Genomic DNA, 13,923 nt, shown 5'->3' with positions numbered 1-13,923 from the left:
TTGCGACGATCAGGAGGAGAACAATCTAGCGATTTGAGCTGAATACGATTCCCTTGTCCGAGTTTTATAGATTTATATTACCCATGTGAAACTGCGAATAGCCATAAATATTATTCAATCAAAAAAACCAAAAGCGATATTATTGGAAAGTGTAGAGGGAATATTAGCAATTGATCAAGGAAAACGGTTTGAAGAAATTAAGTCAAAATTAGAAGCCTCTGGTTACTATATAAAGTATAAAGTTTTAAATGATATGGATTACGGTAATACTCCTCAAAATAGAAAAAGATTATATGTAGTTGGGTTTGATAAAAAGGATACATGTGGAAATTTTTTCTTTCCAGATCCGTTACATTTGAAACGAACAGTTTGGGATATAGTTGACATTACAGATAAAAAAGAAGATCGTTATTATATTTTACCGAAGGCATGTTCTTTCTTAAACCAAGAAGCTATAAAGAAACATTGCATATATTTTGTTAGGAAAGAGAAGGATAATCTAAAACTTCGTGAATGTATCATTCACGGTAAGACTGTATTCCCCTCCGTACTTTTCTTTAATAATAGTTTTACTTTATTAAGAGATAATCACGGTATCAGAACGCTCACACTTGAAGAATATTTAATATTAAGAAGTTTTGATGAGTATACGATTCCTAATAATTCAGGTCAGCAACAATTGTTTAGACTCATTCAATCATCTTCATCTGTTACAGTTGTCAAAAGAGTATCTTATAATATTATTAGTGTATTGAAAAAACAAGAGTCAAAAAGCTCATATGAAAGCATTGAAAAAAAATTCGTGCTAGACTTAAACATCAATCAGAAAATATTAACTAAAAACTTTGAGTACCCTAATCAAAAAAGACTAGTAGTAGCAATCCAAAACATTGATGGAACAATTTCTCTAGATCATATACAGTCATACTCTGAATGGATAAATGGTAAAAGAAGCATATCTATTTCAAACACTTTGTTTGGTAGGAGCTTATTTGAAATACTGTACGAAGAACTTGGCTACATCCAGCTAAATAGTGAAGGAATATTTCGATTAAGATATGTCATTGAACAAGATCGAGTAAATACCGCAATGAGATTATTGGGGAATATTTCTGAAGCAATAATTGTAAGGAGATGCAATAATTCTAAAGAAATAAATCGCAGATGGGCAACAATTGGACGAAGGGGCATTAACAAAGTTAAATCACTCGATAAATATATTGCTATTGGAACAGGTTTGTTGACCACTCGAAAAAAGCATAGGACAAAATATGACACAAGGAATCCTCAAAGAGATATAATATGGATTAATAAAAATGATCTAAAATCGGAGCTACTTCAGATAAATGATAATTCAAATGGAGGTGTGAGTGCAGGGCTTCAACTTAAAGTTAGTAATGCAGGAAAGAATTATGTATTAGATGATTTGGTGAAAAATAGATACGAGGTTCCAATGGTTTATTTCGGGCTAAATAACGATTTTGATGAAATAGCCAACATACTGTATGCTAGAAGAGCCGATGTTGAAATTGGAAGGGACTTCATTAATGTAAAGGCAATAGATATAGATGCATTTGAAGAATTAAGAGACTATTATCCTATAATAGAGGGATTGCTAGAAGGTGAAATTGAACCATCAGACCTGTTTAATGATAATTTTTTAGAAGATGAAATTTTAAATGCTTCACTAATTAGATCGGCTATTGAGTCGAAAAAAATAAAGGCAATAACTTTTTTTAATTGATTTTGGTAAAATATATCCCTTTCACCGTCTCGACACCCGTAGAATCGATGGCTTTGTTGGTGAGGGATGGTACAGAGAGCTGAGAAAGAAGCGGTGGAGCGGGTTTGGGGAGTAGTACAGATGATTCAAAACCGTGAAACAGAGGCAAGAAATTAGTAGAGTTGACTGATTGTTGACGAAAATTAATAGACTTGTCCAAAACGTCAGTATCCACAATTAAAAGACTGATGCTGTACAAGGTTGTTATTATAAATGAACAGGAGTTAAGTTCCATAAATTGGCCCCCCCCCTAATCGATTGTCGTAAAGTGTAGAAATAAATATACAATAGACGAGACATGAAGTAGAAATGCTATGAGGTTTATTAACAAAACAAATTTTGAATATCTATTTTTGATTTTACTGATACTTATGACTATCCCAACCAAAGAACAGGTAATACCTATTGATGTAGAGAAGAAAAAACAAATAAATGATGCAATTACAAGAATCAATGCCAATTTTAATAGTTTGACCATCAAATACACCTCCAATTTTCCTATTGTATCCATAATATATCATTAAGACAAAAATATATTTTTATATTTCACAAAAAAAGATGACCGTTTCAAGTCTGACTTATGGCTTCAAACGGTCTTTCCTTGTTTTTTCTGTAACATCGGAAAGATCGATGCTTAATGAAAAAAACGTGTATTTAGTGCCTCTGCCTCATTATTCATGGGATTATTTAAAAACGAAAGTTCAAGCCAATTGAGGGGGAAACACTTGCTAAAACTTTGATTCTACGCGGTATAAAGTGACTATAACGGATACCGCGGCGGCGATAGGCGGGTGCTGAAGCGAATCAGCCCTTAGGCTACATCGACCTGCCAAAGGCTCCGGACCAAGTCGTGGCACCCACGTTTGCTAGATTCGTATTTCAAAGGTTACACTTTTTCTTGACAGTCTCTTCCGTGCCTCTTGTTGTGATACAATATTAATATAAATTAACGATGCAAAGGATGAGAACCCATGCCGGTTTACAATAAACTTGTTCGTGATCTTATTCCCCAAGTGATCAAATCGACTGGGAAGGAATGCCGCACGCGTATTTTGGATGAGGAAGAGTATAAAAAAGAACTGATCATAAAGCTTAAGGAAGAGTCAGAGGAATACTTCTCCGCTCAAAGTCCAAAAGAATCGTTAGAAGAACTTGCAGATATGCTCGAGATCATTCGGGCGTTGGCTACCGTACATGGTGCAGCATGGGAACAGCTTGAAGCCTTGAGAGAGAAAAAGGCGGAAGCACGTGGAGGCTTTCAGGAGCGGGTGTACCTAATCGATGTCGACGACAACGCTTAATGTCAAACTAATTACAGAAAATCTAGCGGACGAGTTAATCACCGGAATGCAGAATGCTTCCGGTATCTACATTATGACTTCCTTCATTATGCAGTCAGGTGTGCGCTTATTGGCGCCCCATCTGAAAGGTGCGATAGAGCGGGGAGCCGAAGTAAAGGTTCTGGCCGGCGATTATCTTTTTGTTACGCAGCCGGAAGGCCTGCAGGCATTACTCAGTATTGATACTCGGCTGGAGGCACGGTTATGGCGAAGTATGGGAACGTCCTTTCACCCTAAGGCCTATTTATTCGACTATGAAAATGGTGAAGGATTGCTTATCGTCGGTTCCTCTAATTTTTCCATGTCCGCCATGAGAATGGGGATGGAATGGAACTTAGCAATGAATGCAAAAGCTGAGCCGTATACCTTCCAAGTCGCTTTGGACAAGTTCATGCAGAACTTCTATCACGATTCTACATTACCGTTAAATGAGCATACCATTGCTATCTATGAAGAGGAGTATCGGACCTGTCATCGTAAAAATCCGGAGTTAATTCGCATGATTACACAGATGGAAGAGGATGAGTACCACGCTGAAAATGCGGGCAATCCTGTAGAAAAAATGGTTTCAGACGGCGAACAAACTCCTATCCATCCTAGGTTTGCTCAAATCGATGCACTGGATGCATTAGAGAGAACGTTAGAAGAGGAATATGACAAAGCCATGGTTGTCATGGCTACGGGACTTGGAAAAACCTATCTTGCCGGCTTTTTTGCCCAGCGCTTTAATCGTGTGCTATTCGTAGCGCATCGTGAGGAGATTCTGCTTCAGGCGAAACGATCGTTCCAGCGCATCATGCCTGACAAAACCTTCGGTATCTATAACGGGGTCATGAAAGAGGGAAACGCAGATTGTGTATTTGCTTCAATTTACACCCTCGGGATGAAGAAGCACCGTGAATCCTTCGTGCAGGACCAGTTTGATCTTATCGTGGTAGATGAATTCCACCATGCTGCCGCGGCGTCGTATCAATCGGTCATCCAATACTTTAAACCGAAGTTTTTACTTGGCATCACGGCAACACCAGATCGGATGGACGGCAAGGATGTCTATGCCCTTTGTGACGGTAACGTCGCCTACCAGATTCATTTCATTGAGGCCATCCGTCGTGGCTGGTTATCTTCATTCCGATATTTTGGTGTCTATGATGATACCGATTATTCATCAATTAGGTGGCTTGGATCACACTATGATGATGAACAGCTGACTGCAGCGCAGCTAAAACAAACAATGGCCGACAAGATCTACGATGCCTGGGCTGAGCATAAGCAAACAAGAACGATTGGTTTTTGCTCGTCCATCCGGCAGGCGGATTTTTTGGCGGGCTATTTTCAAGACAGGGGAATATCAGCAGTCAGTCTTCACTCTGGAACGGTAGGAATCTCGAGGGAAGAAGCGATAACACGTCTAGCCAGAGGGGATTTAGAGGTCATATTTACAGTCGATTTGTTCAATGAGGGTGTAGATATTCCTAGTGTAGATACCTTACTTTTCGTCCGCCCGACGGAATCATTAACGGTTTTCACACAGCAGGTTGGTCGGGGGCTGCGATTGTCGGAGCAGAAGTCGCATTGCACGATCATTGACTTAATAGGAAATTACCGAAATGCAGATGTGAAGCTTCGATTGTTCGCAAACGACGGGAAAGCAAAAGGAACAGCCAAGGAAGCGGTTATTCCAACCGTACCGGTCGGATGCCAACTGCATCTGGAGACGGCCGTTATCAATCTGCTTAATGAATTAAGCCGTAAAAAGCTGCCACATCGCGAGCGTTTGCATCGTTCCTTCCTTGATCTAAAGAATGAGTTCGGACGAATCCCTACTTATTTAGAGCTTCACCTTTATGGCAAATCCAACAGCTGGGAATATCGAAACGACTTCGGTTCTTACGTTGGTTTTCTTCAATGGGCCGAATGCTTAACGAAGGAAGAAGAGGAAGTTTATTATCGATATGAAGCTTGGATCCGTGATGTCGAGAAGACGGTCATGACCAAAAGCTATAAAATGATTGTTCTCCTTTATATGCTCGAACGTGGACCGGAACATTGGGCGGAGTCTGTTACCTCAAAGGAGGTAGCGCCATTCTTTCACGGTTACCTTATGGAAAAGGAATACCGGAGGAGAATCGATTTCTCCGACAAGGATTCGAAACGGCTTTGGGAGTATAATGAGACCGGGGTTAGCCAACTTATTGAACGTATGCCAATGACGAAGTGGGGTTCGGCTAAAGGGAGCATGACCCGCTTCGAGGATGGGGTGTTTAGTCTAAGGATTGAGCCTGCCCCCGAGCATCGTTCTATCCTTTACCGCTGGACGAAAGAAATTTGCCTTTATAGGCTGCATCATCATTTTGAGCGTAAAGAACTAAAGCAGGGACCCCTTCAGTAATGATGGATCATTTACGAAAAATTCATTATAAGTTGGGGTTGTATATGAATTGATGTAGGAAGCTGTTTCTTTAAAAAGAAGAACTGTTTGATACCAGACGAATATCTACGGATTAAATTATACTGCTGACAGATGGATAAGATTATTAGCACGCCAGGAAAATGACAAGATATACAAGCGTTAGCAAATAGACTCTGAAACGAACAAACAGACTAAATAACTTGAGCAGTATTTTGATACAAGGTTCAATTGAATGATGAGTAAATCGACGACACCGGACGCTATCCTGTACGTAAAAAAGTAAGCGCGGCCGGAGACGGTGATCACGATGAGTTAGAGGATGGGTGCTTATGGAGAGTCCACTTTTAGATAAATTGAAGTATGCTTTTTCAAAGGCGTCTTTTTTACTTGATGGAAAGTTGTTGATTAAAAATAATTTTATATCTCAGCACTCTGAAATTATCATTGAACTCCTCACAAAATCCAGAAAAGAACGTGGTATTATTCTTCATCAAGGAACATCCTTGCCTCTTTATTTCGCAACAGTGCTTGCCTGTTTTAAAACTTATTTATCCGATGACAGGGATCATGCTGAATTTCTTGAAGAGCTAAGCGTTGGGGACCTTGTTCTGTATGAAAACAAAAGGGGTATATACGAGGGTAGAGATGCTGACGGGAAGATAATCATTTATTACAACGACAAGGGAGGGACTAGGACAAAAAATCTGATCCCTATATCACTTGTTAACCGAATACAGCCATATTACGGAAATGCTAAAAGTCTTGACGGGAGGGGGATTAAGCGTAAGAGGTATGTAAAGAACGTCATATCGAATTTATTCAAAATCGGAGCGGACGATATAAAAAGTGTTATCAGAAATTCTGTGGTTGTGGTTTGTGATAAGTTAGAGGCAGATCAATTTATTAGTCAGCTTAGCCTTTTGGTTGACCAATCTCAGGCAAAGGTAGGGGATATTTTTCCGGCTGCTTATTATACATCGAATGAAGTCTATTACTACTCTGGTAACTCGGCAAAGGTAGATCCTCTCATTAAATTTACTAGTAAATTGTCTGTGGCACGTGAATTAATTATTGATGATAATTGCATTGAAATGCTTCTTATCGATGGGACTAACTATTTCGCAGAAGATATTTCAGAAATAACAAGTGTTTACAACCGGGGATCGCTGAAAAGCATCATCATGCTTGGTGAAGTCTGCAAAGGTTTGAATTCCAGAACTTTAAATAATCTAGAAAATCTCAAGTTGTTTCTTTGGACAAAGGATAAGATTCAGCTGAACAGTGACAACGTTCTAGCTGGTGTAAACGTTCACGATGAAAGTAAGCGCCTTGATAAGTTATTGAATAATTATATAAACGTCAATTTTGAAAAGGTTAGGGTGAATTTCGAGTTTTCAGATGTAATAGTTAAGTGCAAACAGGATATATATTCATTATCGAGGCATCCGCAGGAAAATGAAAAAAAGTCATTGTTTATTAAAAAATCATATTGGTTGCTCAATCTTCTTGAGAAGTCATTCTTTCCAATTGTACAGATGGAGAGGCTGGTTGCTGAAAACAAAGTTAATGCTCCCTCTCCTGATAAAGAACTCCAATCGTTAGTAGAATTAACAAGGGAGTTATCTGGTTGGAATTTTGAATCATTAATGCAGAATGTGATAGGGAACCTTCAAATAATTAAAAGGGGACTTGACGAATCTAATCCGAGATATAACTACTTGGTAGAAAAGTTAAAAGACTTTAAACTAACAAAAAGAAGATTTTCGATTATTTGCGCAAAAACATATTATGCAAAAGTCTTTTTAGAGTCAGTACCACACTACTTGAGGGAGATAGTTGAAAAATGTGACTTTTTCACACCAAACAAATACAGTTCAAACACGAATTACCACAGTGTAGAGGTTATTGGGGTTTGGGATTGGTCCAAACTAAATCCGTTGTTATTATGCAATGCAAAGACTGTTTCTTTTTTGTTATACGATCACGAGAGCAAGAGACTTACACAAGCACAAGATCAAACAAATCGTAGGTTATTGTCCATAAAAGAGAATAATATGCTGATAGAAAGATTTAATAATGGTACCAGGCATCAAGATGAGGAAATTACTGTTAGTGTAGAACCCGATGAAGAATACATTGATAACTACCTAGAATCTATTACGAATAATATTAATTTGACTGTGGTCTTAGATAGTTTGAGAGAATCCTCTAGTTCCGGCACTCAGACCTCTGAAATTATAAAGGTTGCAATGTTAGATACAGGGGAAAGACTTTTTTTAACACGATATTATTCCCCTTATGTATTTGATGTCGATCGTCAAAATATAACTGAGAAGGAAGTACCTTCGTTAAGTGTTGGAGATTTACTAATATTTACGAATTACGATAACGACACAAGGGATATCGTAGAGAGAATAATTGATATTATTTTACAAAGTGAAGACTGTGAAGAAAATTTTCGTGAATCTTATCGGAAGTCATTGCATTGGAAAAGTGTACTCAAAGACTTGATAAAGAAAAAACGGATTAGTTATCGAGATTTATCTAATATTATGGCAGATGCCGGGACACTAAAACACGAAGTAACTTTAAGAAGTTGGCTAGATCAGAGCTCTCATATTGTAGGTCCAAGAGATGTTGAGTCATATATGGCTATAGCCAAAATAACTAAAGATCCTCAATTGTTAAAGAATCCGGAGGCTTTCCATCAATCGACTAGAGAAGTCCGAACAATGAGAATTCGTATCTTAAGGTTTCTCGGCAAGAACATCGTTCAAAGCTATAATAAAAATCAGGATGCACAGGAAGATGAAGTCCTTAGTAAGCTGCCAATCGACCTCAATAAAATGTCGAGATTAGTACAAATCGAACAACTTTCCGATACTGAGAACTTACTAATTCCAGCTCATTTAGCAAATAAGCCTGTAATACTTTAAAGTGTGGAGGAAAGAGATGAGAGATACCCTATTAGATACGAGAAAAGATTTATTTGATCAAGTCAAAAAGGAGCTTCTCGGGCCGGGGTCCGAATATTCAATTCCAAACGAAGAACACGAAATAATTACTGACTTGCCAGAAGTAAGATACAGTGTCGGTGTTCTATTTCCTCAAAAGAACCTTGTCAATGCGGACAATAACCAAGAAGCTGTACCGAAAACTACCGTTCAGGAAGAGAATGAAGGATTAATTGAAGAGGAACCTTCAAATGATTTTGATGCCAAAAGTGAGAAAAAAAAGAGGTATTTGGGTAACGTGGCAGATGATTCCGAGAATGGTTCCTTAGATGAAGATATCAGCCTTTCGATGCAAAATATGCCATCATCCGTTGGAATGACCTTCTTTGTGGATCAGAACTGCGAAACACTTAGCGTTAAGGTTTCATTTGCTACTTACCGGAAAGCTTTACTTGAGGACTGCAAATTGCCCTTTACTCCGGAGAATGCGGATAGCTACATTCTGCCTACAAAAGTAATTCACATGGTGGGGTATCAAAAACCTGAGGGGCTTCTGGTAATAAAAAGTAGGATGACCCCCAAAGAAGTTACTCAAATTAAACAGTCCGATGAAGTCAATGATGATTACTTAATCGATTGTCTTTATAGGTTAAGTAATCAATTCACAAAAGGCTACGTTAGAAACCCTCATGAGGTCGATGTAAATATTAAATTCACTAATAATTATTTTGAAAAAACGAATCTATCAAATCAAAATATGAAGTGTGTTGCGATTAAACGTCCAACTCCTGATGGTCTTTATGCTATTACCATCTTATTGGTTAACATGAACACTGGTGCATATAATGGAACGAACTCCTTTTTCCAGCCTAAGATTTTGGCCAATACAGGAAATAATAAAGGAATTCGCTTTAAGGAATATACTAATAGAGAATATGCAGAGAACGGGGATTTAGAGGAAAAAGGACTTGACCTTCTTTACCGGGATAAAAAAGTGTACGCAACCGGTCATGGGGTATCGTCTGATTGGAATGTAATCGATACTGGTGAGGGGCAGATTTGGACGGAGTTTATGCCAACGTTCGAAGTACCTCAAATGGATTTTAGTATTAGGGATAAAAGGGTAAGTATAAATGCATTATCGATGAAATATTTGTCGGATTTGGATTCTACTGAAAGAAACATTAAAATTGCTGCAATGAAGGGTTTGATTGACGCTTATTCAACTTGGATATCCGATATTGAAAAGGTTGGTAAATCATTGGATAAAAAGTTTCAAGATGCTGTCGATAAACACATTCGTGATTGCAAGGATTCTTGTGGTCGGATGTACCACGGATTGAAGTTGTTGGAAGAAGACGATAAAATCTATGACGCTTTTCAACTAGCAAATAGAGCAATGTTTATGCAACGGATTCATTCCGCATTCCAGAGAGAAGATCATTACCCTGGTGATATCGAGTTACAGGAACGGATGGAAAGCTTGGACTATTTTAAAATTGAAGATAAAGAACATAAATGGAGACCTTTCCAGTTAGCGTTCTTATTAATGAGTCTTAGATCAATTGCAGCGGAGACAAGTGATGAACGAGATTTGGTCGATCTCATATGGTTTCCAACAGGTGGTGGTAAGACTGAGGCGTACTTAGGACTTACAGCATTCACTATTTTCTACCGTCGGCTTACCTATCTCGAAAGCTCCAATGGTACGACTGTAATTATGAGATACACTCTTCGATTATTGGCCGCGCAACAATTCCTGAGGGCTGGTACTCTTATTTGTGCATGTGAGTCTATTAGAAAAGATTGCGAAAGAAGAAAACCAAGGTATCCAAAACATACCCTTGGAAAAGAAAGGATTACAATTGGACTTTGGATAGGGGGCACTCATACTCCGAATAAAAATGATAACGCAAAACAATCTCTCGAAAAGCTTCTTAAGGCATCCAGTAGTGACTTGAGGGATGTAAAAGATAAACATAATAAATTTCAGATACTTAAGTGTCCGTGGTGTGGTACGAAGTTAGTGAGAGATCACGACGCTACAGGGAAAGGAATAATTGGCCAATGGGGATATATGATGGAAGGAAAAAACAACTTCCGTATTTATTGTCCTCAAGAAAGTTGTGATTTTGAATCGGCTTTACCCATCCAGATCGTGGATGAAGAGTTATACAAGAGCCCGCCCACGCTATTGTTTGGTACAGTGGATAAATTTGCAATGCTACCTTGGAAAAATGAAGCAGGGAGTTTTTTTGCAGCAACCCATACCACTCGGAATAATAGAACTCCTGAATTAATTATTCAAGATGAGCTACATCTTATCTCTGGACCGTTGGGCACAATTGTAGGTTTATACGAAACAGCAATTGATGCATTGTGCAGCGTAAAAGGCGTGAAACCTAAGATCATTGCCTCTACCGCCACGATTCGACGTGCAAAGGACCAATGTTCGAATCTGTTTAATAGAGATGTGTGTCAGTTTCCCGCACCCGGTATTGATGCATCAGATTCTTTCTTTGCTCGTGAAGCAGAGACCACAGAAAAACCAGGGCGTAAATATGTTGGAATTATGCCATCTGGGAAGACAAAGGCAATGATGGAGGTACGTTCTATCGCTTCAATCCTCCAACGCGTTCATATGATGAATATTCCAGATGAAGTTAAGGATAAATTCTGGACATTAGCCGTTTACTTTAACAGTTTGCGTGATTTGAGTAAATGCTCAACCTTAGTGGATGATGACGTAAAGGATTTTCTCAGAAGGACGGCGTATCGTTTTGGGAACAGGAATTTAACGAGACAAATTGGATCAGCAGATGAATTAACAAGCCGTATCTCTACCTCACAGTTAAATGAAACTTTAGAGAAGCTGGAGCAAGTTGTTTATAGCAATGAAAACATAAAAGATAAAAAATATCCAATTAATGTATTACTTGCAACAAATATGATTTCAGTAGGTGTGGATGTGGCGCGGCTAAATGTGATGTTGTTAGTTGGTCAACCAAAACTCACGAGTGAGTACATTCAAGCATCAAGCCGGATTGGAAGGACATATCCAGGAATCGCGTTTGTATTATACGATGGTGCAAAAAGCCGCGATAGGTCCCACTATGAACAATTTAGAAGCTATCACGAGTCCTTCTACAAGTTTGTAGAACCTACAGGTGCGACTCCTTTTTCAAAACCAGCACGTGATCGTGCGCTACACGCGGTTATGGTTACGCTTATTAGGCATAAATACCAACTTTCCCAAGATAATGCCGCCCAATTTTTTCAGCGAGATGATGAAGCGACGAAAGAGATTGAGTCGTACATCTTAACTCGTGTGAATGAAGTGAAAAAACGGGCGGATATCGAGTTAAAAGATGAGACGGAAGAGATCCTTAGGGAGATGAGCGAGTTCTGGGATGATTGGGCGGATCGAATTAATCGTTCGTCTGGAACACCATTTTACTACGGTGATAGATACATAGTACAAGACCCACCTTCAGACTCGAAAAGGTTATTAAAAGTATTTGGTAATGAAAGTTCCGATTCCGCTAAAGAAACTCTAACTTCCATGCGGAATGTGGATAGAAGTGTAACTGCGGGGCTAATAATCTGGGAGTGATATCCATGGCGAAATTAGGTAGACAAAAAGATATACAAAGACTTAACAAAGTTACGCATACAGTCAGAAGTTCCCAAGCTATACTTCAGTATGGTGTAGGGGCAATGGTCGATTTCCCCGACCAAACATTAATGACGGCTGCTCCAGAATATTGGGGTACGAGGGTAAGCAGGATTCACGATGAGAGATTGGAAAAGGCATTGAAAGTGGATTACTTTGGTATGCCGGGAAACAGTAATTTCAAGGATGACTGGGGCATTGCATACACCAGGTTCCCCGAGTGGTATTTTTGCCCCAAATGCCGGGTGTTTCAACCGCTAAAATCATGGATCAAGGAGTATGCCAAGAAAGCGACTGCAAAACAAAAGGAAATAGACCCAAACATGAAAAGACCTAGGTGTATGGAGTGTAGGCAGGGTTTAGTTCCAAGCCGTATTGTAGTTGCATGTACAAAGGGGCATATTGATGATTTTCCGTGGGTTAGATGGGCACACGAAAAAAATGTTACTGGTAGACAAGACATATGTCCCGACCCGAAAATAACATTTGAGACAGGAACTACTTCTACTGCAGGCCTAGAAGGGCTTAATATTAAGTGCAAAAGCTGTAATGCACGGGCTACCTTAAAAGGTGCATTTGATAGGGATGCTATGGAAAAGTTAGGTTTTAGATGCACTGGAAGAATGCCTTGGAAGAATCATTCCGTTGATTGTAATGAATATCCTAGGGCTATGCAACGAGGAGCATCCTCGTTGTATTATCCTAAAGTTGTAAGCTCGCTTGTGATACCTCCTTATTCTGAAAAAGTTAATGATTGGATCTCATCCTCAAAAGGCTTTGAAAAAGCATTAAATTACATTGGGGAATGCGACGAGTTCGAGCGTCAGGAGAATATCAAAAAAAGGTTGGATAAATGGTCAGAGGAAATCTCAATCGAGATATCAGTTGATGAAAGAGTTATAAAGAATATCTTATCTAGACGGTTAGTGGAGTCTGCTGATGACGATTCTGAGATAGTAAATGCAAGTGGGTTGCAATATAGGCTTGAAGAGTTTGAGGCGCTTTCCGGAAAAATTTCAATAAGCAATCTAAATGAAAATGATTTTGTTAGGGAAGAAACCGATATTAATTTCTACGATATCCCCTTTGTAAAGAATGTTTCACTTATTCACAAGATTAGGGAAGTTCGTGCACTTACAGGTTTTACGAGAATAGATCCCTCTGACGCAAATGAAGTAGGAGAAAATATACCTGGTTTTATCCCGATAAAAGAGCCGGAAACAAGATGGTATCCAGGTTATGAGGTTCGTGGAGAGGGGATATTCATTGAATTTAATAATGCTGATATTAATCAGTGGTTTGAACAGAACGAACAAAGCATTCAAAAGAGAATAAAGATTATGAATGATCATTATCAAGCATCGTATCAAGGGGAGTTCACGAGCAGGGTTATTACACCTAAGTTTGTCTTACTTCATACAATAGCTCATTTGCTAATACGTCAATTAAGTTTTGAATGTGGTTACACAGCTGCATCTCTTCGCGAAAGATTGTATTGCAGCGAGCCGGAAGATGGGTTCGAGATGTCTGCCATTCTTATATACACGGCAAGCGGGGATTCGGAAGGAACTCTTGGTGGGCTTGTGAGACAGGGATACTGGGATTGCCTCCCTAGAACATTTAAAAAGGCAATTGAGTTTGGCGAATTATGCTCGAATGATCCTGTCTGTATATCTAGTAAAGGACAAGGTCGAGACGCGTTAAATCTGGCATCTTGCCACTCTTGTAGCTTACTTCCGGAAACTAGTTGTGAGTAATTTAAT

The 13,923-nt window shown here is 39.0% G+C and carries 6 protein-coding genes; all 6 read left to right on the top strand.

Going from position 1 to position 13,923, the window contains the following annotated elements; all coding sequences use genetic code 11:
• The first annotated feature begins 85 nt into the window (after positions 1-85).
• The 6 genes from dcm (at position 86) to drmB (ending at position 13,917) form a co-directional block, all read left to right on the top strand.
• Positions 86-1,744: a DNA (cytosine-5-)-methyltransferase gene (dcm, locus tag AC6RNO_RS30055; protein WP_497107756.1), complete on the top strand. Its 1,659-nt coding sequence runs from the start codon at positions 86-88 to the stop codon at positions 1,742-1,744.
• Between the two features lie 1,010 nt (positions 1,745-2,754).
• A complete protein-coding gene (locus tag AC6RNO_RS30050) occupies positions 2,755-3,084 on the top strand; it encodes a nucleoside triphosphate pyrophosphohydrolase (protein ID WP_497107755.1) in 330 nt (109 codons plus the stop codon).
• Positions 3,065-5,512 carry a DEAD/DEAH box helicase family protein gene (locus tag AC6RNO_RS30045; protein WP_497107754.1) on the top strand — a complete coding sequence of 816 codons (2,448 nt, stop codon included), beginning with the start codon at positions 3,065-3,067 and terminating at the stop codon, positions 5,510-5,512. The genes AC6RNO_RS30050 and AC6RNO_RS30045 overlap by 20 nt, the downstream gene beginning before the upstream one ends.
• Before the next feature lie 350 nt (positions 5,513-5,862).
• On the top strand, positions 5,863-8,469 hold the full coding sequence (locus AC6RNO_RS30040; RefSeq protein ID WP_497107753.1) for a DrmE family protein: 2,607 nt from the start codon (positions 5,863-5,865) through the stop codon (positions 8,467-8,469).
• Between the two features lie 16 nt (positions 8,470-8,485).
• Positions 8,486-12,100: a helicase-related protein gene (locus AC6RNO_RS30035; RefSeq protein WP_497107752.1), complete on the top strand. Its 3,615-nt coding sequence runs from the start codon at positions 8,486-8,488 to the stop codon at positions 12,098-12,100.
• Between the two features lie 5 nt (positions 12,101-12,105).
• Positions 12,106-13,917 (top strand): DrmB family protein, encoded by a 1,812-nt coding sequence (gene drmB, locus AC6RNO_RS30030; RefSeq protein WP_497107751.1) that lies wholly within the window; start codon positions 12,106-12,108, stop codon positions 13,915-13,917.
• Positions 13,918-13,923: the final 6 nt, after the last annotated feature.

This window comes from Paenibacillus sp. sgz302190, from assembly GCF_059820445.1.
The sequence above is the reverse complement of the archived record's forward strand: the minus strand, read 5'-3'. Positions and strand labels throughout refer to the sequence as shown.